At 61.7% G+C, this 25,158-nt stretch carries 26 protein-coding genes; 11 read left to right on the top strand and 15 right to left on the bottom strand.

Translation table 11 applies throughout. The features are described 5' to 3' along the window. Positions 1-83: 83 nt before the first annotated feature. Positions 84-1,985 (top strand): cation:proton antiporter, encoded by a 1,902-nt coding sequence (locus RPE78_RS10165; protein WP_339109364.1) that lies wholly within the window; start codon positions 84-86, stop codon positions 1,983-1,985. Positions 1,986-2,210: 225 nt separating this feature from the next. Here RPE78_RS10165 and RPE78_RS10160 read toward each other — a convergent pair whose 3' ends face one another. The 5 genes from RPE78_RS10160 to RPE78_RS10140 all read right to left on the bottom strand — a co-directional run bounded on the left by RPE78_RS10160 (position 2,211) and on the right by RPE78_RS10140 (position 7,138). After that, the gene (locus RPE78_RS10160) at positions 2,211-2,723 is read right to left on the bottom strand and encodes a CarD family transcriptional regulator (protein WP_339109363.1); all 513 of its coding nucleotides are present in this window, start codon (positions 2,721-2,723) and stop codon (positions 2,211-2,213) included. Positions 2,724-3,050: 327 nt separating this feature from the next. Next, positions 3,051-3,392: a ferredoxin FdxA gene (gene fdxA / locus RPE78_RS10155; protein ID WP_339109362.1), complete on the bottom strand. Its 342-nt coding sequence runs from the start codon at positions 3,390-3,392 to the stop codon at positions 3,051-3,053. 108 nt (positions 3,393-3,500) lie between these two features. After that, complete coding sequence (locus tag RPE78_RS10150; RefSeq protein WP_339109361.1) at positions 3,501-3,812, bottom strand: RNA-binding S4 domain-containing protein; 312 nt, start codon at positions 3,810-3,812, stop codon at positions 3,501-3,503. A gap of 5 nt (positions 3,813-3,817) precedes the next feature. Beyond that, positions 3,818-6,586 (bottom strand): helicase-related protein, encoded by a 2,769-nt coding sequence (locus RPE78_RS10145; protein ID WP_406720484.1) that lies wholly within the window; start codon positions 6,584-6,586, stop codon positions 3,818-3,820. A 24-nt stretch (positions 6,587-6,610) separates the two neighbouring features. Next, on the bottom strand, positions 6,611-7,138 hold the full coding sequence (locus RPE78_RS10140) for a tetratricopeptide repeat protein (RefSeq protein WP_406720483.1): 528 nt from the start codon (positions 7,136-7,138) through the stop codon (positions 6,611-6,613). A gap of 133 nt (positions 7,139-7,271) precedes the next feature. On the opposite strand from RPE78_RS10140, the gene RPE78_RS10135 reads away from it, so the two are divergent. Further along, the gene (locus RPE78_RS10135; RefSeq protein ID WP_406720482.1) at positions 7,272-7,568 is read left to right on the top strand and encodes an SCP2 sterol-binding domain-containing protein; all 297 of its coding nucleotides are present in this window, start codon (positions 7,272-7,274) and stop codon (positions 7,566-7,568) included. Continuing rightward, a complete protein-coding gene (locus tag RPE78_RS10130; protein WP_406720481.1) occupies positions 7,565-8,503 on the top strand; it encodes an alpha/beta fold hydrolase in 939 nt (312 codons plus the stop codon). Before RPE78_RS10135 ends, RPE78_RS10130 begins: the two co-directional genes overlap by 4 nt. A gap of 3 nt (positions 8,504-8,506) precedes the next feature. On the opposite strand, the gene RPE78_RS10125 is transcribed toward RPE78_RS10130, so the two are convergent. From RPE78_RS10125 to RPE78_RS10110, 4 genes are all read right to left on the bottom strand, one after another. Continuing rightward, complete coding sequence (locus RPE78_RS10125; RefSeq protein ID WP_339109356.1) at positions 8,507-9,232, bottom strand: proteasome-type protease; 726 nt, start codon at positions 9,230-9,232, stop codon at positions 8,507-8,509. Positions 9,233-9,275: 43 nt separating this feature from the next. Next, on the bottom strand, positions 9,276-10,088 hold the full coding sequence (locus RPE78_RS10120; RefSeq protein ID WP_406720480.1) for a transglutaminase domain-containing protein: 813 nt from the start codon (positions 10,086-10,088) through the stop codon (positions 9,276-9,278). Further along, on the bottom strand, positions 10,085-11,041 hold the full coding sequence (locus tag RPE78_RS10115) for an alpha-E domain-containing protein (RefSeq protein WP_339109354.1): 957 nt from the start codon (positions 11,039-11,041) through the stop codon (positions 10,085-10,087). Before RPE78_RS10115 ends, RPE78_RS10120 begins: the two co-directional genes overlap by 4 nt. 67 nt (positions 11,042-11,108) lie before the next feature. Then, positions 11,109-12,521, bottom strand: a complete 1,413-nt coding sequence (locus RPE78_RS10110) for a circularly permuted type 2 ATP-grasp protein (RefSeq protein WP_339109353.1) — start codon at positions 12,519-12,521, stop codon at positions 11,109-11,111. A gap of 409 nt (positions 12,522-12,930) precedes the next feature. Here RPE78_RS10110 and RPE78_RS10105 point away from each other — a divergent pair, with 409 nt between their 5' ends. Continuing rightward, positions 12,931-14,754 (top strand): M3 family oligoendopeptidase, encoded by a 1,824-nt coding sequence (locus tag RPE78_RS10105; protein WP_406720479.1) that lies wholly within the window; start codon positions 12,931-12,933, stop codon positions 14,752-14,754. A 62-nt stretch (positions 14,755-14,816) separates the two neighbouring features. On the opposite strand, the gene pgeF is transcribed toward RPE78_RS10105, so the two are convergent. The 3 genes from pgeF to lgt form a co-directional block, all read right to left on the bottom strand. Further along, entirely contained in the window at positions 14,817-15,590 is a 774-nt protein-coding gene (gene pgeF, locus RPE78_RS10100; protein ID WP_339109352.1) for a peptidoglycan editing factor PgeF, read from the bottom strand. A 72-nt stretch (positions 15,591-15,662) separates the two neighbouring features. Beyond that, positions 15,663-16,688, bottom strand: a complete 1,026-nt coding sequence (locus RPE78_RS10095) for a class I SAM-dependent methyltransferase (RefSeq protein ID WP_406721649.1) — start codon at positions 16,686-16,688, stop codon at positions 15,663-15,665. Between the two features lie 50 nt (positions 16,689-16,738). Next, entirely contained in the window at positions 16,739-17,644 is a 906-nt protein-coding gene (gene lgt / locus RPE78_RS10090) for a prolipoprotein diacylglyceryl transferase (RefSeq protein ID WP_406720478.1), read from the bottom strand. Between the two features lie 237 nt (positions 17,645-17,881). On the opposite strand from lgt, the gene RPE78_RS10085 reads away from it, so the two are divergent. After that, on the top strand, positions 17,882-18,124 hold the full coding sequence (locus RPE78_RS10085; RefSeq protein ID WP_339109350.1) for an accessory factor UbiK family protein: 243 nt from the start codon (positions 17,882-17,884) through the stop codon (positions 18,122-18,124). Between the two features lie 75 nt (positions 18,125-18,199). Here the strand turns inward: RPE78_RS10085 and RPE78_RS10080 are convergent, their stop codons facing one another. Both RPE78_RS10080 and RPE78_RS10075 read right to left on the bottom strand, forming a co-directional pair. Next, the gene (locus tag RPE78_RS10080; RefSeq protein ID WP_406720477.1) at positions 18,200-18,643 is read right to left on the bottom strand and encodes an NUDIX hydrolase; all 444 of its coding nucleotides are present in this window, start codon (positions 18,641-18,643) and stop codon (positions 18,200-18,202) included. Continuing rightward, a complete protein-coding gene (locus RPE78_RS10075; protein WP_339109348.1) occupies positions 18,640-18,948 on the bottom strand; it encodes a DUF6476 family protein in 309 nt (102 codons plus the stop codon). The genes RPE78_RS10080 and RPE78_RS10075 overlap by 4 nt, the downstream gene beginning before the upstream one ends. Between RPE78_RS10075 and RPE78_RS10070 the strand changes: the two genes are divergently transcribed. Then, a complete protein-coding gene (locus RPE78_RS10070; RefSeq protein WP_406720476.1) occupies positions 18,947-19,978 on the top strand; it encodes an RluA family pseudouridine synthase in 1,032 nt (343 codons plus the stop codon). The genes RPE78_RS10075 and RPE78_RS10070 overlap by 2 nt on opposite strands. 201 nt (positions 19,979-20,179) lie before the next feature. Continuing rightward, entirely contained in the window at positions 20,180-21,076 is an 897-nt protein-coding gene (rpoH, locus tag RPE78_RS10065) for an RNA polymerase sigma factor RpoH (protein ID WP_339109346.1), read from the top strand. A gap of 63 nt (positions 21,077-21,139) precedes the next feature. Here rpoH and RPE78_RS10060 read toward each other — a convergent pair whose 3' ends face one another. Next, a complete protein-coding gene (locus RPE78_RS10060; protein ID WP_339109345.1) occupies positions 21,140-21,832 on the bottom strand; it encodes a metal-dependent hydrolase in 693 nt (230 codons plus the stop codon). Between the two features lie 146 nt (positions 21,833-21,978). On the opposite strand from RPE78_RS10060, the gene gatC reads away from it, so the two are divergent. Genes gatC through RPE78_RS10040 form a run of 4 tightly spaced genes read left to right on the top strand, consistent with a single transcriptional unit; the run spans position 21,979 to position 25,147 of the window. After that, a complete protein-coding gene (gene gatC / locus RPE78_RS10055) occupies positions 21,979-22,266 on the top strand; it encodes an Asp-tRNA(Asn)/Glu-tRNA(Gln) amidotransferase subunit GatC (RefSeq protein ID WP_406720475.1) in 288 nt (95 codons plus the stop codon). Then, positions 22,263-23,741, top strand: coding sequence for an Asp-tRNA(Asn)/Glu-tRNA(Gln) amidotransferase subunit GatA (gene gatA / locus RPE78_RS10050; RefSeq protein ID WP_339109343.1), 1,479 nt, complete (start codon positions 22,263-22,265; stop codon positions 23,739-23,741). The genes gatC and gatA overlap by 4 nt, the downstream gene beginning before the upstream one ends. Positions 23,742-23,753: 12 nt before the next feature. Then, a complete protein-coding gene (locus RPE78_RS10045; protein WP_339109342.1) occupies positions 23,754-24,458 on the top strand; it encodes a hypothetical protein in 705 nt (234 codons plus the stop codon). Further along, on the top strand, positions 24,458-25,147 hold the full coding sequence (locus tag RPE78_RS10040) for an N-acetylmuramoyl-L-alanine amidase (RefSeq protein ID WP_406720474.1): 690 nt from the start codon (positions 24,458-24,460) through the stop codon (positions 25,145-25,147). Before RPE78_RS10045 ends, RPE78_RS10040 begins: the two co-directional genes overlap by 1 nt. Positions 25,148-25,158 lie beyond the last annotated feature (11 nt).

The raw sequence follows: 25,158 nt of genomic DNA, 5'->3' as shown, positions 1-25,158 counted from the left end.
CCTTGCGAAAACCCTGCGGGACTTGCGCGCCGCACGGTGACGGGCGGTGCGTGGCACCCTGAATTGAAAGACGTGATCGGACTATGGAAGCTTTTCTGCTTCAGGCAACGCTCTATTTGCTGGCAATGATCATCGCCGTGCCGCTGGCCACCCGTGCCAAGCTTGGATCGGTGCTTGGCTATCTGATCGCGGGGCTGATGATCGGCCCCGTTCTCGGGCTCACCGGCTCGGAAATGGATGACCTGCAGCACTTCGCCGAATTCGGTGTGGTGATGATGCTGTTCCTGATCGGACTGGAACTGGAACCGCGCGCTCTTTGGGCCATGCGGGACAAGCTGGTCGGCCTTGGCGGTTTGCAGGTGGTGATCACGCTTGTCGTGGTCACGCTGTTCGCGATGATCTTGGGACAGCCGCTCTCGATTGCGCTCGCGCTGGGGATGATTTTCTCGCTCAGTTCGACGGCGATCGTCTTGCAAACCCTGAACGAGCGCAAGCTGATGCAGACGCAGGGCGGACGATCGACATTTGCGGTGCTGTTGACGCAGGATATCGCGGTCATCCCGATGCTGGCCATCCTGCCCCTGCTGGCACAACCGGGTGCACGGGCGCTTGCCAAGGCCGAGGCGCAAGCCCATAACCCCGTCTCCACCTTCATCGCCACCCTGCCCGGCTGGGGTGTGACGCTGTTGACGCTGGCTGCCGTGGGTTTTGTCGTGCTGGCGGGGCATTATCTTGTCCGCCCGATTTTCCGCTTTGTGCAAAGCACCCGCCTGCCGGAAATGAACACGGCCACTGCGCTTCTGATCGTGGTCGGCATCGCGACGCTGATGAATATGGTGGGGCTTTCCCCCGCTTTGGGGACCTTCCTTGCGGGGGTGGTTCTGGCCGATAGCGAATTCCGCCACGAGCTGGAAGCCTCGATCGAGCCGTTCAAGGGCTTGCTGATGGGGCTGTTCTTCATCACCGTCGGGGCCGGAATCAACTTTGCCGTCTTCCTCAGCGCCCCGCTACAGATTACCGGCATGGTGGTCGGCATTGTCGCCATCAAGATCGCAGTGCTTTACGGGCTGGCCCACCTGTTCAAAATGCAGGGGCGCGACCACTCGCTTTTCACGCTGGGTCTGGCGCAAGCGGGGGAATTCGGCTTTGTGCTGGTGTCCTTCGCTGTCGGACAGCGGATTTTCCCCACGGCGCTGGCCGAAAAAGTGCTGCTGGTCATCGCGCTGTCGATGCTGATCACGCCGCTACTGTTCATCCTGCAGGGTGTCCTTGCCTCGCGCCAGCGCGAAGAGACCCCGAAGCCCGACGAGATCGACGAGCAGCAGCCCATCATCATTGCGGGGATCGGGCGGTTTGGTCAGGTGGTGAACCAGCTTGTCACCATGTCGGGCTTCCGGACCACCATGCTGGATAATGACCTGAAGATGATCCAGCTGATGCGTGCTTTCGGCTACAAAGGCTATTTCGGCGACCCGACCCGCCCCGAGCTTCTGGCCGCTGCAGGGATCATGAAAGCGCAGGTGCTGGTGGCCGCCCTTGATGACAAGGATGCCGTGACCCGTCTGGTGACCTATGCGCGCAAGCTGCGGCCAGATCTGCATATCGTCGCCCGTGCCCGCGACCGTGTCCATGTCTACGAACTTTACAAGGCCGGTGCCAATGACATCGTCCGCGAGATGTATGACAGCTCGCTGCGGGTGGGCCGCTACGTGCTGGAAAATGTGGGACTGTCCGAATATGAGGCGGCCGAGCTGGAACGGATCTTCTTCAAGATGGATCGCGCGATGGTCCGCGAGCTGGCCGAGGTCTGGAAACCCGGTGTGCCGATCGAGCAGAACCTTGAATATATCGCGCGCACCAAAGAGCTGAATGCGGGTCTGCAGGCCGCGATCGCGCAGCGCTTTGCCATGCGGGGCGATACCGCCCCCCCGCCGCAGGTCGATACCGACCGTCCGGCAAGTGTCGGCGAACTGGATCAATCATAGCGCGGCCCGCATATCGGCTGGGCCTGTTCGCCGCGCCTCTTAGGCACGCGCCTTGCACAAAGCGGGAGACATGCGGCCATGAGGTTTTGCCCGAGGATGCGTCATCGCATGGGGCCGCCAAAACAGCCGGAGCCCGAAAACCGGCCTACCCCAAAAGCAAAAGCGGGCCCAAAAGCAAAAGCGGGCCCCGAAGGACCCGCCCTGTTCTCATGACTGGTCGCCCGATCAGGCCGCAGCGCGGCTGTCGAGCACCTCGTCGACTTTCTTCGCGGCGCCGGCCTCGTCGGTGCCCGAAACGGCTGCGATTTCGCGGGTCAGGCGCTCGAGAGCCGCTTCGTAAAGCTGACGCTCGGAATAGGATTGCTCGCGCTGGTCATCGGCACGGTGCAGGTCGCGCACGACTTCGGCGATGGACAGCAGATCACCCGAGTTGATCTTCTGTTCGTATTCCTGCGCCCGACGCGACCACATGGCACGTTTCACCTTGGCCTTGCCCTTGAGAGTGTTGAGCGCACGCGCCACCTCATCTGCAGACGCCAGACCGCGCAGACCTGCTTCGGTCGCTTTTGCGGTGGGAACGCGAAGGGTCATCTTGTCTTTTTCGAAGGAGATGACAAAAAGTTCAAGCTTCAGGCCGGCAATCTCTTGTTCCTCAATCGACATGATCTTGCCGACACCATGAGCGGGATACACAACGTAATCGTCAGGGCGGAATTCCGATTTTTTGGTCTTGGTCATTCAGTCGCTTCCTTGCAGCCAATCCGTTTGGCCCTTACAAACAGAGCAAAAGACACCCTCGGCTGCCGAAGCGCCGTTGAGGTGCCGTAGGTCTGTGAGATCACTGATACGGTGAGCAGTCCGTAGCAGGTAGGTCCGGATCTATTGTGCCAAGACCATACCATAAAATTGGGCCTCAGGAAAGCACGGCGTCACAGCCGCACAGCTCAAGATTAACAAAACCTTTAGTTAACCGGCACTCTGCAACAGCCCCGCCAACAGAAAAATGCCAAAGACGCGACAAGGCATCTTTGGCATTTTCAGAAATTCCTGAACAACTCTAAAGAGTTATTGATCGCCCTCACCCGGCGCTTCGCTGAAATATTTCTCCAGCTTGCCGGTTTCACCGTCATATTTCTCGTGATCGGGCATCGGATCTTTTTTCTGCGTCAGAACCGGCCAGAGTTCCGAATACTTACGGTTCATCTCGACCCAGTCTTCCATCCCCGGTTCCGTATCGGGGCGAATCGCATCTGCGGGGCATTCAGGCTCGCAAACGCCGCAGTCGATGCATTCGTCGGGGTGGATCACCAGCGTGTTCTCGCCCTCGTAGAAACAATCCACCGGGCACACCTCGACGCAATCCGTGTATTTGCAGTTGATGCAGTTGTCGGTAACGACATAGGTCATGGCACGAATCCGGTCATAATTGGATGTTGAGGCTTCGTAGCCTCAAGACGCCCGTGATGCAAGACAGCCGCGCAGCATAAGACGGGCCTTGCGCAAAAGCGACACGGATCAGACGGGCTGTTCTACATCATCGGGGTCGGGCGAAACGCCTGTTTCGTCAAGGTCGCGATACAAAAGACGCGCCTCCGGTGCCGGTCCGCGCCGCTCGCCGCAGGCAAGCACTTCCAGCACCTTCACCCCGCCCTGCATGGAAAGGGTCAGAATATCGCCCGGGCCGATGGACCGCCCGGGCTTGGTGATTTTCTGGCCATTGATCCGCAGCTTTCCACCCGACACAAGACTGACGGCAAGCGTGCGGGTTTTTACAAACCGTGCCTGCCACAGCCATTTGTCGATGCGGATCTGCGGACCCCCGGCCATCGGACCTATTTCTTGTCCTTGAGCTGGGCGAGGATCGCGAAGGGGCTATCGGGATCCATGGGCTTTTCTTTCTTCGGCGGACGCGCCTCGAATTTCTGGCCCCCCTTGGGGCCGCCTTTGCCCTTATTGCCCGGCTTGCCACCGCGACGTTGTTCGCCCTCGTTGCGGCGATTGCCCTCGGGACGGCGCTTGCCACCCTGATTGCCACGGCCCTGACCTTCGCCCGCCTCGCGACGCGGACCACGGTTGCGCGCACGCGGCACCCATTTGAAGGTGTAGAAGACCTCCATCTCGGGGCCTTCGGCCGCGGCTGCCTCGGCCTCTTCGGCCACAACGCTCTGCTCTTCGGGGATCGGGTTCGAGGCTTCGCCTTCAGCCTTCGGCGCGGGGGCCGCGACGGGCTTGGCTTTCTCGCGCTCGCCCTTCTCGGCCTCATAGCCCAGACCCTGCATCAGATCGGCGAATTGCTCGAGCGTCATGCCGGTGATCGACAGCATATCGGGGTTGGCTTCAAAGCCCCCACGGCTGTCCTGGCTGCGCAGCAGATCGGCCAGACGTTCCAGCATGTCGATGCGGATCGCGCGGCTGCCTGCGGGGCGATAGCCCGCGCGGATATAGGCGGTGCGGTCGACCGTTTCGACGTTCGGGATGGTCACCAGACCCGGAGGCGGGCTTTCGGGGAAGTCATCGAGACCGTCGTAAAGCGAGGCCAGAACCAGACGCAGACGGGTCGGCGCGGGCTTCAGCAGCTGGGTCTGGAAGATGGTATATTGGCCGAAGCGCACACCATGCTTGCGCAGCAGGCCGCGCGATTCCTGATCCAGATCCTTGACCTCATTGGCCACGTCTTCGCGCGGGACGATGCCCATGCCTTCCACCAGACGGAAGGCAAAACCGCGTGCCAGCCCCGTCACGCCCTCATCGCGCGACATCGCCAGAAGCGGCTCGAAGAGCGCTGCAACCTTACGGTCGATGAAATGCTGCAGACGGCGGGTGACCTTCTCGGTCACATCCGCGCCCGCCTCGTCATCGACGAAAGCCTGCACGGAGGGTTTGAGCGGATCATCGCCCTTCACCAGCTTGCCGACAGCCGTCGTGCCCCACATCAGACCACCCTGTTCGGTGAAATCCATCTCTGTGTCGGGAGCATTATAGAACCGATCCGCCCGCAGGCTGAATTCGGGCTTGAGCGCCTCATAGGCCGCACGGGCCAGCATTTTCGCCTCGTCGGGGCTGGACGTACCGTCCTGCTGGAAGCGGAATCCATCCAGACGGCCAGCGAATTCGCCTTCAACCGTCACTTCACCCTTGTCGTTCACCTCGGCCACGAGGGTCTCCTTCTGCTTGAGCCGCCGCAACAACACACTCGTGCGCCGGTCCACAAATCGTTGGGTCAGTGCGCTATGCAACGCATCTGACAATCTGTCTTCTACAGCGCGAGTCTCCTCACGCCAATGCATTTCGTCTTCTACCCAGCCTTTGCGCTGAGCGACATAGGTCCATGTGCGGATAAACGCCAATCGGCGCGAAATGGCATCAATATCGCCATGCACCCGATCAATTCTCTCGACCTGACGCGCCAGCCAATCGCCGGGCACACCTTTTCCGGTCTGCAAGAACTCGAAAATCCGCGCCAGCAGGGTCGCATGTTCCATTTCAGAAATCGAGCGGAAATCCGGAATGCGGCACACATCCCACAACAGCCGCACATCTTTTGGGCTGGAGAGGCGGTCGATCACCTCGGGCATCGCGGTCAGAGCCTTCAGCGCACGCAGATCATCGGCCTCGCGCCCCCGCGTCAGACGTTCATGCTGGGGCTGCATCTCGAGCGAGGCGATCAGCCGCTCGGTCGTGCCGAACTCCAGCTTGGAGTTACGCCATTGCAAACGGTCCAGCGGCGCGAAACGGTGGTTTTCCACCGCCTCGACAACGCCCTCCTCGAAAGGCCGCGCCTCGCCGGTCACGCCAAAGGTGCCATCGGTCTTATAGCGCCCTGCCCGCCCTGCGATCTGGCCGATCTCATAGGGAAACAGCGACCGCATCCGGCGGCCGTCGAATTTCACGGTCGAGGAAAAGGCCACATGGTCGATATCAAGGTTCAACCCCATGCCAATCGCATCGGTCGCCACCAGATAATCCACATCGCCATTCTGATACATGGCGACCTGCGCGTTGCGGGTACGCGGGCTGAGCGCCCCCATCACCACGGCACAGCCCCCCTTCTGACGGCGCAGAAGTTCGGCAATGGCATAGACGTTATCCACCGAAAACCCGACGATGGCCGAGCGCGGCGGCATCCGCGAGGTCTTTTTTGAGCCCGAATAGCTCAGGCTGGAAAACCTTTCGCGGCGGGTGAATTGCACCCGATCCACCAGCGCGGCAATCGCGCCCTTCATGGTCTCGGAGCCCAGAAGCAGCGTCTCGTGCAGGCCACGCGCATTCAGCAGACGGTCGGTGAAGACATGGCCGCGCTCGGGGTCGCCACAAAGCTGGATCTCGTCCAGGGCCAGAAAATCCACGCCCATATTGTCAGGCATAGCCTCGGTGGTGCAGACCCAATATTGCGTGCGCTCGGGGACGATGCGTTCCTCGCCCGTCACCAAAGCCACCACGGAAGGCCCGCGCATCGCCACGATCCGGTCATAGACCTCGCGCGCCAGAAGACGCAGCGGCAGGCCGATCATGCCCGTCCGATGCCCCAGCATCCGTTCGATGGCGTAATGCGTTTTGCCGGTATTGGTCGGCCCAAGGACCGCTGTCACTCGTCCAGACATGGTTCCTTTCGTGCCCGTGGCAGGCTAGAGCGCCTTGCCACCAAGCTCCTTTTCAAGCCGGTCAATCGCGTCTTTCACATCCTCCTGATGCGGATTCAAGCCGAAAGACGCCTGATAGGCTTTCAGCGCGCGCTTATTGTCTCCGGTTTCCTCGAGGATCGTTCCGATGCCTGCCAACGCCACCCAATGGCGCGGCTCCAGACGCAGGGTCTGCGCCAGATCCGCAATCGCGGGGCCATAAAGCCCTGCCGAATAATAGGCCTGCGCCCGCGCATTCCACCCCGCCGCAAAGTCGGGATCATGATCGACAAGCGCCGTCAGATGCTCGATGGCGGCCTCGCTATCGCCTGCATCCAGCGCATCCTCCCCACGCTTGAGCAAAAGATCCATCGCTGCAGACCCCGAACGCGACCATGCCCTTTCGATATCCGATTGCGCCCGCGCCCATGCCGCATTGTCGGGATCGGCCAGCTCGCTGAAGGCACTATCCACCCCCGAATCGGCATGCGTGGCCGCAGACTCCGCCCATGCCTTTGGTAAACACAGGCTCATACACAGACAAACGGCACATAGCCGCCGAAAAGAAACGAAAAATTTGTCTGTCCATTGGATCGTGCTCATGGTGAAAGAGTACCTGAAACGAGTTCGAAATCGAGCCCCCTGATATCACTTTTCGGAGCACCCCATGAGCAAAGTTATCGCCGCCGCCGTCGAAGCCCTCGAAAAACGCCTGCCCGAAGGGTTTCCGCAGGTCGCGAAATTCGTGATCCATGACGAAGGCGCCATCATCGCGGACCCGCAAGGCGTGCGCGCAGACGACGCCGAAACCCCCGCCGATGTCACGCTCAGTGCCTCGCGCGAGACCTTCGAGGGCATGCTGGGGGGCACCGTCAATCCGATGAGCGCCTATATGACCGGCAAGCTGAAACTGGACGGCCCGATGGGGCTGGCCATGCAGTTGGGGCAGGCGCTGGCCAAATGACCCCCGCCCCCTTTTATGCCGACATGGCGCGCGGACCCGATGGCGGTCAGGCGTTCTGGCTGCGCACGGCAGACGGGGTGCGCATCCGCATGGGTATCTGGCCCGCACCGCCCAGCGCCCGTGGCACCGTATTCCTTCTGCCGGGCCGCACCGAATATATCGAGAAATATGGCCCTGCCGCCGCCGATTTTGCCGCCCGCGGCTTTGCCACGCTGGCGATAGACTGGCGTGGGCAGGGGCTGGCCGACCGTGCGTTGGAAGACCGGATGAAAGGGCATGTCAGCCATTTCGACGCCTTCCAGAGCGACCTTGACGAAGTGATCGAGAACGCAGCCCTGCTCGGCTTGCCGCGCCCCTGGTTTGTGGTCGGCCATTCGATGGGCGGTGCCATCGCGCTGCGCCGGATCATGGATGGCAGCCCTTTTGCGGCCTGTGCCTTTTCCGCCCCGATGTTCGGCCTCAAACTGCCCCCGCCCCTGCATCTGATCCGCAAACCGCTTGCCAAGCTGATCCGGCAGATGCGCCTTACCGGCCTTTTCCCGCCCGGCATGGGGCCGGAATGCTATGTGCTCAAGACCCGTTTCGAGGATAACCTGCTGACCAAAGACCGCGAAATGTGGGCGTTTCTTGTCGATCACGTCACCCGCGTACCCAAGCTGGCTCTTGGCGGGCCGACATTGGGCTGGGCCGCCGAGAGCGTGCTGGAATGCGACCGTCTGGCGATGCGCCCTGCCCCCGATATGCATTGCTACTGCTCGGTGGGCACCGACGAGCGCATCATCGATGTCGCGGCGGTCGATTACCGCATGCGCGGCTGGCGCCGCGGCGTTCTGGACTGGATCGACGGGGCAGAGCACGAGGTCATGATGGACAGCGCCGCACGACGCAAACAGTTTTTTGACGGGTGCGTCGCCGCTTTCGAAAAGGCGCTCTGACCCTCAGATCTGGATCTCGGAGAACCCGTCGCGCAGCACATCCGACCATGCCTGCGACATCGCCATGAATTGCGGGTCCTGCGCCTCGATCCGCGTGGTCTCGCCCAGACATAGCGCACCTTTGCGGATAACGGCCAGATCCAGCGGCATCCCCACAGACAGATTGGACCGCAGGGTGGAATCCATCGACAGCAGCACGGCCTTTTTGGCATCGTCAAGCGAGGTCGACATGCGCACGACGCGGTCAAGGATCGGCTTGCCATATTTATGCTCGCCGATCTGCAGGAAGGGCGTGTCTTCGGTGGCCTCGATGAAATTGCCCTCGGGATAGACAAGGAACATCCGCATCGCACCATCCTGACGCTGCCCCGCCACAATCATCGAGGCCGAGGTCGAGACTTGCGACATCTCCATTTTGGCATTGATCGAACTGCGCACCCGCGCCAGCGTCGCACCGATGATCTCGGCCACTTTCAGCATCGTGGGAGCCAGCATGATCGACTGGTCCGCCGTCGCTTCGGGATCATCGATCGCCTCGCGCAACTGCGCGATGGTGGTCTGCGTGACCGACAGCGACCCCGCCGTCATCACGGTGATCACCCGCTCCCCCGGACGTTCGAAGGTGAACATCTTCTTGTAGGTCGAGATATTATCCAGTCCGGCATTGGTCCGCGTATCGGACAATAGCACCATTCCGGCATCCAGCAGCAGTCCGACACAATAGGTCATGATGATCCCCGGGCGATTCGTCAGCACTCATTACAGCGCCGATTTATTGCTGCACGCTTTCCAGAGCAACGGAAACATTCATGCGCTCTTCGCCAAGCCCCTGTGCAATGCCGCGAATGGGCGCGGCATCCTGCGCATCAAGGCCCGACCCGATACGGATATAGCGCGCATCGGGACAGCACCGGTTTGCCGGATCGAACCCTACCCAACCGTAATTGCGCACATGAAGCTCGGCCCAGGCGTGGCTGGCTTCCTCGCGCGCGGTGTCTCCCTCGCCAAAAAGATAGCCGGTGACATAGCGGGCGGGAATCCCCATCGAACGTGCCATAGTGATCAGCACATGGGCCTGATCCTGACAGACGCCCTTCTTATGGGCCAGCGCCTCGGCTGCGGTGGTGCGGGTCTCGGTTGCTCCGGCCTGATATTCCACCTCCTCGGCGGTCAGCACACAGAGCCGATGCGCCTGCTCCAACGGATCTTCCTCCCCTTTCACACCGCGCAGGGCGAGGCTCGACAAGGTGCCATCATCATGGGTCAGCGTGGTCTCGCGCAGATAGGCCAGAGGGTTGATCGTTTCGCGATGGCCGCGCAGGATACCGGCGGTATCATTCGTTTCGACCCGCCCGCGCACCGAAATGCGCAGCTGTTCCATCGGCCCGCGCACCGACCAGCCCTCGATGCGGTCGCCCGCGCCGTCGCGGAACGCACCGCCCAATATGCCGCCCTGCACCGAGACATCCCAGTCAATCACCCGCTGCCCGTCATGGCGCGAGGCAAAAAGCCTGAGCGATTGCACAGAGCTGCGCATCGGCGCGTCATAGTCGTATACCGTCACATGTTCGACCGTCAGTATCATCGCGCCTCGCCCGAAAGATAGGTTTCGAACACGGTCGAGGTCAGGCCCGAGACCTCCCCGATGAACCGCGTCAGAAATTCATGCAGCCCCTCGTCGAACACCTCCTCGACGGTGGCCTTCTGCAACTCGCCCAGAAGCGCGCGCGCCCGCATCTGCGGCAGGCCGGATTTGCGGTAATCGCGGGCAAGGCATTCCAGATGATAGGTGACTTTCTCGGTCGCCGTGATCAACGACCGCGGGCTTTGCGGATTGAGAATCAGGAAATGCGCGATTTTACGGGCCGAAAGCTCGCCCCCATAGGCAAAGTGGAAGGCCCGATGCGATTGCAGCGTGCGCAGCAGCGTATGCCACTGATAGCTGTCCAGCTCGGACCCCACGAAATCCAGCGAGGGCAGCAGCACATAATATTTCACATCCAGCAGCCGCGCCGTATTATCGGCCCGTTCCAGCGCGAAGCCGATATTGAGGAAATGATAGCCGTCATTATGCAAAAGCGTGGAATCGATGGCGCCACGCACCATCGTCGCCTGCCGCGAGACCCATTCGGTCAGATCGGTCAGCTCCAGTTCGGAACGCGGACGGCGTTCAAGCTGGCGCAGCTCCTGAAAGGCCATGTTCAGCACATCCCAGAGCTGGCCGGAGATCGCGGTTCTGACGATACGCGCGTTTTCCCGCGCCCGCTCGATGCAGGAAATCACCGAAGACGGGTTGTCGCGGTCAAAGAACAGATAGCTTTCGATATTGCGCTGCACGGGGTCGCCATATTTGGCATCGAAGCCCTTGGCCGTGCCCGACGCCTGCAACAGGCTCTCCCACTCGCTGCGATAGCCATCGCCATGCGCCTGCGGAATCATGGTGATGCGCGCGCCGACCTCAAGCAGCCGCGCCATAGTCTCGGCGCGTTCGATATAGCGCGCGATCCAGAACAGGTTTTCAGCGGTACGACTTAGCATGCCACCTCTCCTCTCGAAACGGGTGGCATTTCCAGTATAGCTGTCTCTCGGCATGGCCTTTCCCCCCTCATTCCGCCAGAACCCAAGTATCTTTAACGCCCCCGCCCTGCGAGGAATTCACCACCAAGGATCCTTCGGTCAACGCAACCCGCGTCAGACCGCCGGGCACAAGTTCGATTTTCTCGCCCACCAGACAATAGGGCCGCAGATCCACATGGCGCGGGGCCACCCCCTCGTTGACGAAGGTCGGCGTGGTCGACAGCGCCAGCGTCGGCTGGGCGATGTAATTATCGGGATCATCCTCGATCTTGCGGCGGAAGGCCTCGATCTGCTCTTTGGTCGATTTGGGGCCGACCAGCATGCCATAGCCCCCCGAGCCATGCACTTCCTTCACCACCAGCTCCGGCAGGTTCGCCAGCACATATTTCAGATCATCGGGCTTGGCGCATTGCCAAGTAGGCACGTTCTGCAAGATCGGCTCTTCGCCCAGATAGAAGCGGATCATCTCGGGGACGAAAGTGTAGACGGCCTTGTCATCGGCCACACCCGCACCGGGCGCAGAACAGATACTGACCCCGCCCGAGCGGTAGCAATCCATCAGCCCCGGCACGCCCAGCATGGAATCGGGGCGGAAACACAGCGGGTCGAGGAAGGCGTCATCGATCCGGCGGTAGATCACATCGACCTTCTTCGGGCCTTCCGTCGTGCGCATCCAGACAAAGCCGCCCTCGCAGAAGAGATCCGGCCCCTCCACCAGCTCGACCCCCATCAGATCGGCGAGGAAGCTATGTTCATAATAGGCCGAGTTGAAATGGCCCGGCGTCAGGATCGCAATCGTCGGGTCCTTGTCGCATTTGGCAGGCGCGACCGAGGCCAGCGTCCGGCGTAGCGCCTCGGCATAGCCATCCACCGGCTCGATCCGGTTTTCATGGAACAGCTTGGGGAACATCCGCATCATGATCTCGCGGTTCTCCAGCATATAGCTGACACCCGAGGGCGTGCGGCAGTTATCCTCCAGCACGAAGAAATCCTCCGGCCCCGTGCGCACCAGATCGATGCCCACGATATGGCTGTAGATGCCCATCGCAGGCACAAACCCCATTACAGCCCGCTCGAACGCCTCGTTCTGGTAGACCAGCTTTGCAGGGATCTTGCCGGCCTGCACGATCTCCGCCTTGGTATAGACATCCTTGAGGAAGGCATTCAGCGCCCGCGCCCGCTGCTTGATCCCCGCTTCCAGCTTGCGCCATTCCTTCTGGGTGAACACGCGGGGGAACATGTCAAAGGGGATCAGCCTGTCAGGGTCACCCCCTTCGCCATAAACGGCAAAGGTAATGCCGATACGACGGAACAGCTGCTCGGCCTCTGCCTGTTTCATCTGGCGCAATTCGGCGGGCATGGCATTGGTCCAGCCCTCCAGCCGCGCATAGGGCTCCCGCACCCGGCCACCATCATACATCTCGTTGAAATGCTGGGTCATTGTGCCTCGACTCCTTCGCCACTTAAGGAAAGCCTAGGCAAGGCATTTCGCGAACGGAAGCTGACCCGCGCCCTGCATGGTATCGAACCCGCAAAAAACGTATGAAATTTAGTCGCAGGATTATTTTTTAGGCAAACTATCCCTGCAAATGGGCGCATCCTTTGCTGAACCCGCATCTTCTTCTCCCCGAGCCCGCCCGATGACCGGACGCTTTTTTTGATCATTATGGTGATAATAATTTGTCCGGTTTTGCCGAATGGCAAGAATTCCCTGACAAAAATCGCTCGGGCTTGGCAAATTGGTCAAACCCCGCAAAAAACCGGCAGGGCGCGGCCCTGCAAAACCGCCGCCCCCTTCCCCTCGCCCGCCATGCATCCTATCTCTTGGGAGATACGGCAAAGAGGATATGATGACGCTTCATCTCAAAACCCCCGTCATGGATGCAAACGCAACCGCAGGCACCGGCAAGTTCGGCGCCCTGCCCGAATGGGACCTGAGCGACCTCTATCCGGCGCCCGACAGCCCCGAATATGCCGCCGATATGGCCAAGGTCGAAAAGGATTGTGCAAGCTTTGCCGCCGATTACGAGGGCAAGCTGGCCTCGCTTACGGGCGCGGAAATGGCCGAATGCATCCGCCGCTACGAGGAAATCGAGACCACTGCGGGCCGCATCATGTCCTACGTCGGTCTGCGCTATTACCAGAACACCGTCGACCCCGAGCGCGCCAAGATGATGTCGGACGCGCAGGACAAGATCACCGCTTTCACGACGCCTCTGGTCTTCTTCAGCCTCGAATTCAACCGCATCGAGGATGACACCTATAAGGCGCAATTTGCGGATGCGGCGGCTGCCCGCTACAAGCCGGTCTTTGACCGTATGCGCTCAATGAAGCCCTATCAGCTATCGGATGAGCTTGAAAAATTCCTGCATGACCAGTCTGTTGTGGGCTCGGCTGCCTGGAACCGCCTGTTTGACGAAACCACCGCCGCGCTGGAGTTCACCGTCAATGGCGAGGTGCTGAACCTCGAATCCACCACCACCCTTCTGGCCGATCACGACCGCGCCACCCGCGAGGCCGCCGCCCGCGAATTGGCCCGCGTCTTCGGCGCCAATATCAAGCTCTTTGCCCGTGTGCATAACACGCTGGCCAAAGAGAAAGAGATCGAGGACCGCTGGCGCAAGATGCCCTCGGCGCAGGCCGCGCGCCACCTATCGAACCATGTCGAGCCTGAGGTCGTCGAGGCGCTGCGCAATGCGGTTGTGGCGGCCTATCCGAAGCTTTCGCACCGCTATTACAAGCTGAAAGCCAAATGGATGGGCCTTGAAACGCTTCAGGTCTGGGACCGCAATGCGCCCCTGCCCATCGAAGCGCCGCGTGATGTGCAATGGTCCGAAGCGCGGGCGATTGTCGATGAGGCCTATGCCTCTTTCGACCCCCGCATGGCCGAGATCGCCAAGCCCTTCTTCGACCGCGGCTGGATCGATGCGGGCGTGAAGCCGGGCAAGGCTCCGGGCGCCTTTGCGCATCCGACGGTGACCACGGTCCACCCCTATGTGATGCTGAATTACCTTGGCAAACCGCGTGATGTGATGACGCTGGCGCATGAGCTGGGCCACGGCGTGCACCAATGTCTGGCCGCAGGTCAGGGCGAGATGCTGGCCTCGACCCCGCTGACCTTGGCCGAGACGGCGTCGGTCTTCGGCGAGATGCTGACCTTCCGCAAGATGCTGGAAAAGGCCAAAACGCCTGCCGAGCGCAAGGTGCTTCTGGCGGGCAAGGTCGAGGATATGATCAACACGGTCGTGCGCCAGATCGCCTTCTATGACTTCGAGTGCAAGCTACATGCAGCCCGCCGCGAGGGCGAGCTGACGCCGGATCAGATCAACGCGCTGTGGATGTCGGTGCAGGGCGAATCCCTTGGTCCGGCGTTTGAATTCATGGACGGCTACGAGACCTTCTGGACCTATATCCCGCATTTCGTCCATTCGCCCTTCTACGTCTATGCCTATGCCTTCGGTGACGGGCTGGTGAATGCGCTTTACGCCACCTATGAGGGCGGGCTTGAGGGCTTCCAGGAGAAGTATTTCGACATGCTCAAAGCGGGCGGCTCGAAACACCACAAAGAGCTTCTGGCCCCCTTCGGCCTCGACGCCTCGGACCCCGCCTTCTGGGACAAGGGCCTGTCGATGATCGCGGGCTTCATCGACGAACTCGAAGCGATGGAAGACTGAGCCTGACACAAAAGCCGCCCTTCGGGGCGGCTTTATCACTTCCGAAGCAGCGAGCGGGCGTCTCACAACCGGATGGTTGAGATGAGCCGCCCGTAATCGGCCTCTTTGGCATGGGTGGTGCGGCGGTAGGAATAGAAGAATTCCGGCTCGGCATAGGTGCAGCGGCCAATCCATTCGGCCTGCCCCACCCCTGCCGCGCGCAAGCGGTGCAGCCCGAAAGACGGCAGATCGAACATCGGGCGGCCATTGGGGCCACCGGCAAAAAAACGGCTATAGGCAGGATCTTCCATCAGGAAGGTCTCCATGAAATCCTCGCCCACCTCATAGGCTGCCTGAGAGATGCACGGCCCGATCACCGCACGGATATTGGCCCGCGCCGCGCCCAGACCTTCCATCGCGTCCAAAGTGGCCTCCAGCACGCCGTTCAACGCGCCCTTCCAGCCTGCATGGGCCGCGCCGATCACCCCTGCCTCGGGGTCGGCAAACAGCACCGGCTGGCAATCCGCGGTCAGGACCGACAGCACCAAGCCGGGCGTTCTGGTCACAAGCGCATCGGCTTCGGGCGCAGGGGCCGCAGCGTCCTCGACCACCGCTGCCACCGCCGAATGGACCTGACGCATCCCCGCAAGACGGGCGGGGGTCGCCTCCATCGCCTCGGCCACGCGGGCACGGTTGACCTCGACCGCCGAGGACAGATCGCTCGACGCCCCGCCGCAGTTCAAGCCCTGAAAGATCCCCGAAGACGCGCCGCCCTTTCGCGTGAAGAAACCGTGCCGGATCGGGCGCAACATCGGGGAAGTCAGGAGTTCAAGCGTGGTGGCCATCGTATCTGTCATCTTCTTCAGCTTCTATTGGATCGGAAACCGGCCCATACTCGGCAGAGGGGCCAACACGTAAAGAGCACAGGGTCACCCCGACGGAGAAAGCCCCGGCGGCAATGGGGCGCCCTCGGGATAAAGCGCGAGGGCTTTGAATAGCTGACCCATTTCTTCGGGATGGGTCAAGCGGCGATGTGCGGCAATATGCGCCTCAAGCGCCGCGCCGCTCAACTTTTTGGCGAGCGCCTGCGCCCGCGCGGTGATGCCCAGCCGCTCCAGAAACAGCCCTTGCGGCGTCATCGCGCTCGCAGCCACGCCTGCGGCATGCGCAGCGCAGGCAAGCGCCTCGAAATCCACATGGGCCGTCAGATCCGCCTCGCCGGGCGTGGCAAAAGGATCAACAGGCACATGCGCGCGCAGCGCCTGAAATGTATCGCCAAGGCTGCGCCAGTCCCCGTAATCGACAAAGAGCGCCATCCCGCCCCGCACCAGACGCTGCGCGACCGCCTCGACGACCGTGGCCGCGTGCGGGCAGATCTCGACGACATCTCCGGGGTTGGTTGCGGCAAAGCGCGGCTCGAGCCTCGCAAGCCGAGTGGCCGGCGAACGCCCTGCCCTGAGCTGGCCACCCTCGGCCCCCACCTGCGTTTCCGCCCAGCCGGTCTCGGTACGGGTGAACTGCCGGATGGGCAGCGCATCGATAAATTCATTGGCCACAAAAAACAGCGGTCTGTCCTGTGGAAGGGCGTCCACAGCATCGGCCCATGTCACCTCGTAACCTGCAAGGGTTTCAGCCTGTATTCCGCGCAGCGTGGCCGAGGCCTCCACCAGATGGATCCGCGCGGCATCGGCCATGTTCGGCACACGGGCCACGACCCGCAGGATATCGGCCATTAAAGTGCCACGGCCCGGACCGGCTTCGGCAAGCAGGAAAGGTGCAGGGCAGCCCTGATCCATCCATGACTGGGCAAGACACAGCCCCACCATCTCGCCGAAAAGCTGGCTGATTTCGGGGGCGGTGATAAAATCTCCCGTCTGCCCGAACGGGTCGCGGGTGGCATAATATCCGGCCTCGGGGTCCAGCAGACAAAGCGCCATATAGCGGTCCAGCCGCATCGGGCCTTCGCTGCGGATTGCCGCAAGCAGACGGGAGGTCAGATCGCCGGTCACGCCGCCGTCCCGACCTTGGGCCGACGCAGGGCGCGCAGCACAAGCACGATACCGATGGCGATCATCGGCAGCGACAGAAGCTGGCCCATCGACAGGCCATATTGGCCGAATTGCACCACATAGCCCATCGGGTCGGTCGGCGTGACAAATTGCGGATCGGCCTGACGGAAGAGTTCGACAAAGGCGCGCGAACAGCCATAACCGATCAGGAAGATCCCGCATGCGCCCCCCGGACGGCGCAAAAGCCCGCGCGAGACAAGTATCCACAGCAGGATGCCCAGCACGATCCCTTCCAGCCCGCCCTCATAGAGTTGCGACGGATGACGGGCGCACATACCGTCCACCTGTCCCGCAAGACCGAGGCAGGTCTGCGCCGCCTCGCCCGGAAAGATCACGCCCCAAGGCATATCGGTCGGATGGCCCCAAAGCTCGGGCTTGATGAAATTGGCAATGCGCCCCAGCAACAGCCCGATCGGCGCCACAAGCGCTGCGGCATCCCCGATGGACCAGACCGCAAGCCCATGCCGGCGGCAATACAGCCAGACCGCCACCACGACCCCCAGAAAACCACCATGAAAGGCCATACCGCCCTTCCAGACCATGAAGATCTCGAGCGGATGCGCGAGATACCAGCCGAAGTCGTAAAACAGCACAAAGCCCAGCCGACCGCCCAGAATGACGCCGACAATCACCCATGTCAGCAGATCCTCGACCTGCTTGGCAGGCATGGGTGCCTGCCCGCCCCAAAGGCGCGGGGCTTTCATCAGCGCCACAATGATCTGCCAGCCCGCCAGAAGCCCTGCGATATAGGCCAAGGCATACCAGCGGATCGGCAGGTTCAGCCCCGGGATCACAAAGGCATTCGGATCGATTTGCGGAAAATCAATCGCCAGTGGCAGCATCGGCTGTCTCCTTCGAAGGGCCGTCTCTGATCGGGCCGGAAAATCGTCTTTTATCGGGGCGGAGAAAGCCCGTCCGAAGGAAAGAAGTCAAGGCAGGAGACTGGTCCGAGCCGAGCGGACACGGGCTTGTCAGCACAGGGCACGCATCATCGGCTGTCGCTCGGGCCTTGTCAGCGCAGGGCGAAGGCCTCATATAGACGTTAACTGCAAGCCAAAGCCCGAGGATCGGAAGCCGATATGACCGCGCCCAACAAACTCTTTGACGAAATGTCCAAGCTGATGACCAATGCGATGGGTGTGGCGCAAGGTGCCCGCACCGAAGCCGAGACCGCGATGAAATCGTGGATGGATCGCTGGCTGGCCGAGCGGGACTTTGTGACCCGCGAGGAGTTCGACGCCGTGAAAGCGATGGCCGCCAAAGCGCGCGAAGAGAACGAGGCACTGAAGGCGCGTCTGGAGGCGCTGGAAAGCAAGGCCTGAGCGGGCTTTCGTTTTTGCGTGTGTGGAAGGGGGCTGTCTGCCCCCTTCTTCCATTCGGGCAGGCCCGTATGGAATTCATCCCCCGAGGATATTTTGGGCAGCTGGAAAGCAGGCGCGGGCCTTGATCAGCAGGTCTTTGACGCCCGCGCTCATGGGAAGGCGGCCCGCTTCGATGTCCTCAAAGGGGATCATGCGCGCGTCAGACGCGTCATCTGCGGCCTGTGGTTGCGGGGCATCGGCATGGCAGGCAATGGCCACAAGGTAGTAATGCCAGAGCGTACCGCCCGCCGCATCCCTGGTCAGGAAGTCGCCAGAGTCGATGGTTGCGCCTGCGGTGGCCCGAACGCCGGTTTCCTCGGCCAGTTCGCGCAGGGCGGCTTGGGCCACGGTCTCGCCCCATTCGACCTTGCCGCCCGGAAAGCCCCAAAGCCCCGCATCCGGCGGATTCTTGCGTTTGACGAGAAGCGCATGGGTATCGGTCAGGCAGACGGCCAGCACGCCGAGACGGGGTTGCGTCATGGCGCAAGCTTCGTGCGGGCGGTCAGGCGGCCATCGGGCGAAAACAGCAGCACCTGATTGTCGGTGGTGACGATGATGATCCGGTCGGCTTGTTGGGTGAGCGACAGTGCTTGCAGCCCGTCGGGCAGGGAAATCGCCTCTGGCAGGGTCAGCTTATTGCCGCTTGGCTGATTGAAGCGGATGACAAGCAGTGTCACGATGGTTAGAAGGCCCGCAATCATGGTGACGGCCAGAGCGGTCACCAGCCATTTGAGAAAGCGCAGCTCTGGCACGGGCGCGTCGGGATCGGAGATCGGATCGGACATGGAACAGCGTATCCTTCGCATCGAAATCGGGGAAGAGCCCCCTGCCGACCGCCTTGATAAGGCCTTGAGCGCGCTTGTGCCAGACGAAGAAAACCTGTCGCGGTCGCGGCTGGCGAAGCTGATTGCCGATGGGGCGGTCAGCCGCGAGGGCGTGGCCGTGACCGAGCAGAAGACCAAGGTGGCGGCGGGCGAGGTCTATGAAATCCTCGTGGAAGCCTCGCGCGAGGTAGAGACGGTGGCGCAGCAGATCGCGCTGGACATCCTGTGGGAAGATGACGACCTGATCGTGATCAACAAGCCTGCGGGTATGGTGGTGCACCCCGCCCCCGGCACACCCGACGGGACTTTGGTCAATGCGCTGCTGCATCACTTCGGCGGCAATCTGTCGGGCATCGGCGGCGAGAAGCGCCCGGGCATCGTGCACCGGATCGACAAGGAGACCTCGGGGCTGCTGGTCGTGGCGAAATCGGATGCGGCACATCACGGGCTGGCCAAGCAGTTCGAGAAACACACGGTGCATCGTCACTATATGGCGGTGTGTCATGGGGTGCCTTCGGCGGCCGATCCGCGTCTGCGCGGCACCAAGGGGGTGAATTTCGAACAGGGCGGCGTGCTGAAGATCACCTCGCAGCTGGCGCGCCATAAGACCGACCGCCAGAAACAGGCGGTGTGCTTTGACGGCGGGCGTCATGCGGTAACGCGGGCGCGCACCGTGGAAGACCTGCAAGGAGTGGCGGCGCTGATCGACTGCTGGCTGGAAACGGGACGCACCCATCAGATCCGCGTGCATATGGCCCATGCCGGTCACGGGCTGATCGGCGATCCGGTCTATGGCGGGCGGCGCAAGCTGCCGAAATCGCTGGGCGAGGCGGCCATCGAGGCAGCGGCGCATTTCCCGCGTCAGGCGCTTCATGCGGCGACTTTGGGCTTTGTGCATCCGGTGACGGGCGAAGAACTGGAATTTTCCTCGCCCCTGCCTGCGGATATGGAAGAGCTGCTGGCGGCCTTGCGCGGAAATGTTTCAATCTGAACTGATTGGTTCACTTAACTGTCAACCGATGCGTCTTTTGCTTGCAAGCAGGAGACGCATGCTCTTTTCTGTGTCCAAGCCAAAGGGTCAATCTCGGACCTCTCGCCGCCCTTATGCGTTAAGGGGTTTGAAACGACATCTTGTAATGAAAGGCCCGTCTTCCCATATCGGGCCGCCACACACCAAAAGAAAGGGGTTCACATGTCGAGTTACACCAACCTTCCAGCCCCAAGTCCCGAACAGGGGCTGAACCGCTATCTTCAGGAAATCCGCAAGTTCCCGCTGCTGGAGCCGGAAGAGGAATATATGCTGGCCAAACGCTGGGTGGACCATCAGGACGCGAAATCCGCGCATAAGATGGTGACATCGCACCTGCGTCTGGCCGCCAAGATCGCCATGGGCTATCGCGGCTATGGTCTGCCGCAGGCCGAGGTGATCTCTGAGGCGAATGTCGGGCTGATGCAGGCCGTGAAACGCTTTGATCCGGAGAAAGGCTTCCGCCTTGCGACCTATGCGATGTGGTGGATCCGTGCGGCCATTCAGGAATATATCCTGCGGTCATGGTCGCTGGTGAAGCTGGGCACGACCTCGGCGCAGAAGAAGCTGTTTTTCAACCTGCGCAAGGCGAAATCGCGGATTGGTGCCTATGAGGATGGCGATATGCGGCCCGAGAATGTGGCCCAGATCGCGCATGACCTGAATGTGACCGAGGATGAGGTCATCTCGATGAACCGGCGTCTGTCGGGGTCGGATGCGTCCCTGAATGCGCAGGTGGGCGCGTCCGAGGACGGGGCCGCGCAATGGCAGGACTGGCTGGAGGACGAGGATGCCGATCAGGCCGAGGCCTATGCGGAATCCGACGAGCTGAATATGCGCCGCGAGATGCTGCTGGCCGCGATGGACACGCTCAATGATCGCGAGAAAGACATTCTGATGGAGCGCCGCCTGCGCGATGACCCCGTCACGCTTGAGGATCTTTCGTCGAAATATGACGTCTCGCGCGAACGTATCCGCCAGATCGAGGTGCGCGCTTTCGAGAAGCTGCAAAAGCGCATGCGCGAACTGGCGGCCGAAAAAGGGATAGAGGTGCCGGCCTGATCCGGCCCCACCCGTCAAAAACCGCGGCAGGGGAAACCCGCCGCGGTTTTTTGTTGCGCCTTTTTAAAGGGTCAGAGGTTTCAGCACCTCCGGCTCGATCACATCCACACCCGGCAGACCTTTGACCATCTCTTCCGCCGATTGCTCCAGCAGAGGGAAGGTCTTGTAGTGGCAGGGGATCACCGTCTTGAAGTCGAAATACTTCTTGGCCGCCCAAGTGGCCGCTTTCATATCCATCGTGAAATGGCCACCGGCACAGAGAATGCCGATATCGGGGGCGTGATATTCGCCCATCCACGCCATATCGGCCATAATATCGGTATCGCCCGAGAAATAGATGCAATGGCCTTCGCCCTTGATCATATAGCCCGATTCGGTGCCGGTATAGACAGGGCCGTTCGGGCCATCATAGCTTGAGGAATGGGTGGCATTGACCATCGTCACCTTGGCACCCGCCAGATCGACCGTGCCGCCCTTGTTGAAGCCCAGCGTCTCGATCCCCTCGGCCTCGGCCCAGAAGCCTGCGATATCGGCGATGCAGACCACCGGAATGCCCAGCTCGCGCGCGATCGCCACCGTATCGGCGGAATGATCGCCATGACCGTGGCTGAGAAGGATATGCGTCGCCCCCGAGATCGCCTCGGCACGGTGGCCCTCGGGGAAGACCGGATTGCCCGACAGCCACGGGTCGATCAGCAGCACCGCGTCTTCGATTTCAAGCCGGAAACCGGAATGGCCAAGCCAGGTGAGTTTCATGAATAACGCTCCCGTCATTTTATAAAATCCGAAATTCCCTTCTGACTGTAGGTGTCTTGCCCGAAAAGGGAAGTCCCATGCCCGCTTCACCTTGAAAGCACGGGGGCTTGCAGCTAAACCCGAACCCAAATCCAGCGGAGAAACATATGTCCATCGACATCGACACCGCCCGCAAGGTGGCGCATCTGGCCCGCATCAAAGTGGCCGAAGACAATCTGCCCGAGCTGGCCTCGGATCTTTCCAATATGCTCAACCTCATGGAGCAGCTGACCGAAGTTGACGTCAAGGGCGTAGAGCCTATGACCTCGGTCAGCCCGCAGCGCCTCAAGCGCCGCGTCGACGAGGTGACCGATGGCAATTATCAGGACAAGATCCTCAAGAACGCCCCCGATGCCCGCGAGGGCTTCTTTGCCGTGCCGAAGGTGGTGGAATGACCCTAAATACGCTGAAAATCTCCGAAGCCCGTGACGCGCTGCGCAAGGGCGAGACGACGTCTGTCGAGCTGACCGAAAGCTGCCTGAAGGCGATTGAGGGCGCGGATGCGCTCAACGCTTGGTGCGCCAAGACCCCCGAGATGGCGCTGGACATGGCGAAAGCGGCGGATGCCCGTATCAAGGCAGGCGATGCACCCGCCATGTGCGGCATCCCGCTGGGGATCAAGGATCTTTTCGCCGTGAAGGGCGTGCCCACGCAGGCAGGGTCGAACATCCTCAAGGGCTTCAAACCCGAATATGAATCCACCGTCACCCAGAACCTCTGGGATGCGGGCGCGGTCATGCTGGGCAAGCTCTCGATGGATGAATTCGCGATGGGTTCGTCGAATGAAACCGCCTGCTACGGCCCCGCGATCAACCCGTGGAAGGTCGATGACAAAGCCCGCACGCCGGGCGGGTCTTCGGGCGGTTCGGCGGCGGCTGTTGCAGCCGACCTCTGTCTGGCAGCGACCGGCACCGATACGGGTGGCTCGATCCGTCAGCCTGCGGCCTTCACCGGCATCACCGGCATTAAGCCGACCTATGGTCGCTGCTCGCGCTGGGGTGTGGTGGCCTATGCCTCCTCGCTCGATCAGGCTGGCCCGATGACCAAGGACGTGCGCGATGCGGCGATCATGCTGCAGGCGATGTGCTCGCATGACCCGAAGGATTCGACCTCGACCGAGATCGCGGTTCCGGATTTCGAAGCGGCGCTGACCGGCGATATCCGTGGCAAGAAAATCGGCATCCCGAAGGAATACCGCCTCGACGGCATGCCCGAAGAGATCGCGGCCCTTTGGGACAACGGCATGGCGATGATGCGCGATGCGGGCGCCGAGATCGTGGATATCTCGCTGCCCCATACCAAATACGCCCTGCCCGCCTATTACGTGATCGCGCCTGCCGAGGCGTCGTCCAACCTCGCCCGCTATGACGGGGTGCGCTACGGCCACCGCGCGACTTTGGGCAAGGGCGATGGCATCGACGACATGTATGCGAAAACCCGCGCCGAGGGCTTCGGCCCCGAGGTGCAGCGCCGCATCATGATCGGCACCTATGTGCTGTCGGCGGGCTTCTATGACGCCTATTACAACCGCGCCCGTAAGGTCCGCGCCCTGATCAAACGCGACTTCGAGCAGGCATTTGCCGCTGGCATCGACGCCATTCTGGCCCCCGCGACGCCCTCTTCGGCCTTCGCCCTTGGCGAGATGAAGGATGCCGATCCGGTCAAGATGTATCTCAATGACGTGTTCACGGTCACCCTGAACCTTGCGGGCCTGCCCGGTGTCGCGGTACCCGTTGGCCTTGACAAACAAGGGCTTCCGCTGGGGCTGCAATTGATCGGGCGCCCGTGGGAAGAAGGCGAACTGCTGAACCACGCCCTTGTGCTTGAACGTGCGGCAGGCTTCAATGCCAAGCCGAACCAATGGTGGTAATGGAGTAAACACATGCGCGCGCCAGTTCTCGGACTTTCCCTGACCCTTTCGGTGCTGGCGCTGGCCGCCTGCCAACCCAGCGTGCCGAATTCGGCCGCTGGCGTCGGTGCGCCCGCAATCGCGGGCAACGAAAGCTATCGCGATTACATGGCGCAGCGCGAGGCGCAACTTCAGGGCGGCACAGCCGCCACCACCACCCCCGTAACCGGCGGGCAGCCGATGTCGGCGATGGGCGATGCGGCGGCCCCCGCCAGCAACGATCCCAATGCGCAGCTCGGGGCCGATACGCTTGCGGCGCTGAATGCGACAGCGGCGCAATCCAGCCCGCAGGAAGTCACCGATTACGCACCGGCCTCCTCGCCCTATTCCAGCACGGCCACAGCGGCAGAGCGGGCCGAGGACACGTTCCAGACGCCAGCACCGGCCCAGAAGACCTCGGGCGACACCTATAGTGCGGGCTCTGGTGCCAGCGGCCCCAATCTGGCCGCCTATGCGCTTTCGGTCAGCAACCAGCCGGGGCAAGCGACCTATCCGCGTGGCGGGATCAAATTCACCTCGACCACCAAAGCCTGTGCGAAATATGTCTCGCCCGATCAGGCCCAGATCGCCTTTCTGGCCAATGGCGGCCCCGAGAAAGATCCGGGCAATCTTGACCCCGATGGCGACGGTTTCGCCTGTGGTTGGGACCCCCGCCCCTTCCAGAACGCCCGCAACTGATGGCGGCGGCTTTCCCCTCGCCCAATCACGGGGAACGGCGCAATGGGGCAGAGCCTGACCATGTGGTTCTGCATTTCACCGCGATGCAGGACATGGCCTCGGCCCGCGACCGCCTGTGCGATCCGGCAGCCGAGGTTTCGGCGCATTGGCTGATCGGCAATGACGGCACGGCGGTGCAACTGGTCGATGAGGCGCGCCGCGCATGGCATGCCGGTGTCGGGCAGTGGGGCGCATGTAGCGACCTGAATTCACATTCCATCGGGATCGAGCTTGATAACCCGGGCGACAGGCCGTTTTCCAACCGGCAGATGGAGACGCTGGAAACGCTATTGCGGCGGATCCTCGACGATTGGCGGATCGCCCCGCAGAATGTGATCGCCCATTCCGACATGGCCCCGGCGCGTAAGTTCGACCCCGGTCCGCGCTTCGACTGGGCGCGGCTTGCACGTCAGGGACTGGCTGTCCTGCCGCAGGCCCCGCTGCTACCACGGGCACCGGACAAGGCGCAGTTTCTGATCCTCGCGCAGCTTTTCGGCTATACCTCGCCGGATCACGAGCATGTTCTGTCGGCCTTCCGGCTGCGGTTCCGCCCCTTGCACACAGGCCCACTTGACCCGACCGACATGGCGCTGATCGCGGCACTTGCCCGTGATTACGGGCAAGACGGCGACCAATGGCGGGCATGTTAAGGGCCGCAGAA

Source organism: Thioclava litoralis (assembly GCF_045278885.1).
Taxonomy (GTDB): Bacteria; Pseudomonadota; Alphaproteobacteria; order Rhodobacterales; family Rhodobacteraceae; genus Thioclava; species Thioclava litoralis.
Note: the sequence above shows the minus strand (reverse complement) of the source record. Positions and strands in the feature narration are given on the sequence as shown.

Excerpts from the sequence above, each read along its gene's own strand:
- RPE78_RS10165 (WP_339109364.1), top strand. The coding sequence starts at position 84 with ATGGAAGCTTTTCTGCTTCAGGCAACGCTCTATTTGCTGGCAATGATC.
- lgt (WP_406720478.1), bottom strand. The coding sequence starts at position 17,644 with ATGCTGCCACTGGCGATTGATTTTCCGCAAATCGATCCGAATGCCTTT.
- RPE78_RS10160 (WP_339109363.1), bottom strand. The coding sequence starts at position 2,723 with ATGACCAAGACCAAAAAATCGGAATTCCGCCCTGACGATTACGTTGTG.
- RPE78_RS10115 (WP_339109354.1), bottom strand. The coding sequence starts at position 11,041 with ATGCTAAGTCGTACCGCTGAAAACCTGTTCTGGATCGCGCGCTATATC.
- RPE78_RS10085 (WP_339109350.1), top strand. The coding sequence starts at position 17,882 with ATGACCGCGCCCAACAAACTCTTTGACGAAATGTCCAAGCTGATGACC.
- RPE78_RS10140 (WP_406720483.1), bottom strand. The coding sequence starts at position 7,138 with ATGAGCCTGTGTTTACCAAAGGCATGGGCGGAGTCTGCGGCCACGCAT.
- RPE78_RS10040 (WP_406720474.1), top strand. The coding sequence starts at position 24,458 with ATGGCGGCGGCTTTCCCCTCGCCCAATCACGGGGAACGGCGCAATGGG.
- RPE78_RS10075 (WP_339109348.1), bottom strand. The coding sequence starts at position 18,948 with ATGTCCGATCCGATCTCCGATCCCGACGCGCCCGTGCCAGAGCTGCGC.
- RPE78_RS10080 (WP_406720477.1), bottom strand. The coding sequence starts at position 18,643 with ATGACGCAACCCCGTCTCGGCGTGCTGGCCGTCTGCCTGACCGATACC.
- gatC (WP_406720475.1), top strand. The coding sequence starts at position 21,979 with ATGTCCATCGACATCGACACCGCCCGCAAGGTGGCGCATCTGGCCCGC.
- RPE78_RS10145 (WP_406720484.1), bottom strand. The coding sequence starts at position 6,586 with ATGTCTGGACGAGTGACAGCGGTCCTTGGGCCGACCAATACCGGCAAA.
- RPE78_RS10110 (WP_339109353.1), bottom strand. The coding sequence starts at position 12,521 with ATGACCCAGCATTTCAACGAGATGTATGATGGTGGCCGGGTGCGGGAG.
- RPE78_RS10095 (WP_406721649.1), bottom strand. The coding sequence starts at position 16,688 with ATGCGGCTGGACCGCTATATGGCGCTTTGTCTGCTGGACCCCGAGGCC.
- rpoH (WP_339109346.1), top strand. The coding sequence starts at position 20,180 with ATGTCGAGTTACACCAACCTTCCAGCCCCAAGTCCCGAACAGGGGCTG.
- fdxA (WP_339109362.1), bottom strand. The coding sequence starts at position 3,392 with ATGACCTATGTCGTTACCGACAACTGCATCAACTGCAAATACACGGAT.
- RPE78_RS10105 (WP_406720479.1), top strand. The coding sequence starts at position 12,931 with ATGACGCTTCATCTCAAAACCCCCGTCATGGATGCAAACGCAACCGCA.
- RPE78_RS10125 (WP_339109356.1), bottom strand. The coding sequence starts at position 9,232 with ATGACCTATTGTGTCGGACTGCTGCTGGATGCCGGAATGGTGCTATTG.
- RPE78_RS10060 (WP_339109345.1), bottom strand. The coding sequence starts at position 21,832 with ATGAAACTCACCTGGCTTGGCCATTCCGGTTTCCGGCTTGAAATCGAA.
- RPE78_RS10130 (WP_406720481.1), top strand. The coding sequence starts at position 7,565 with ATGACCCCCGCCCCCTTTTATGCCGACATGGCGCGCGGACCCGATGGC.
- RPE78_RS10070 (WP_406720476.1), top strand. The coding sequence starts at position 18,947 with ATGGAACAGCGTATCCTTCGCATCGAAATCGGGGAAGAGCCCCCTGCC.
- gatA (WP_339109343.1), top strand. The coding sequence starts at position 22,263 with ATGACCCTAAATACGCTGAAAATCTCCGAAGCCCGTGACGCGCTGCGC.
- RPE78_RS10120 (WP_406720480.1), bottom strand. The coding sequence starts at position 10,088 with ATGATACTGACGGTCGAACATGTGACGGTATACGACTATGACGCGCCG.
- RPE78_RS10045 (WP_339109342.1), top strand. The coding sequence starts at position 23,754 with ATGCGCGCGCCAGTTCTCGGACTTTCCCTGACCCTTTCGGTGCTGGCG.
- pgeF (WP_339109352.1), bottom strand. The coding sequence starts at position 15,590 with ATGACAGATACGATGGCCACCACGCTTGAACTCCTGACTTCCCCGATG.
- RPE78_RS10135 (WP_406720482.1), top strand. The coding sequence starts at position 7,272 with ATGAGCAAAGTTATCGCCGCCGCCGTCGAAGCCCTCGAAAAACGCCTG.
- RPE78_RS10150 (WP_339109361.1), bottom strand. The coding sequence starts at position 3,812 with ATGGCCGGGGGTCCGCAGATCCGCATCGACAAATGGCTGTGGCAGGCA.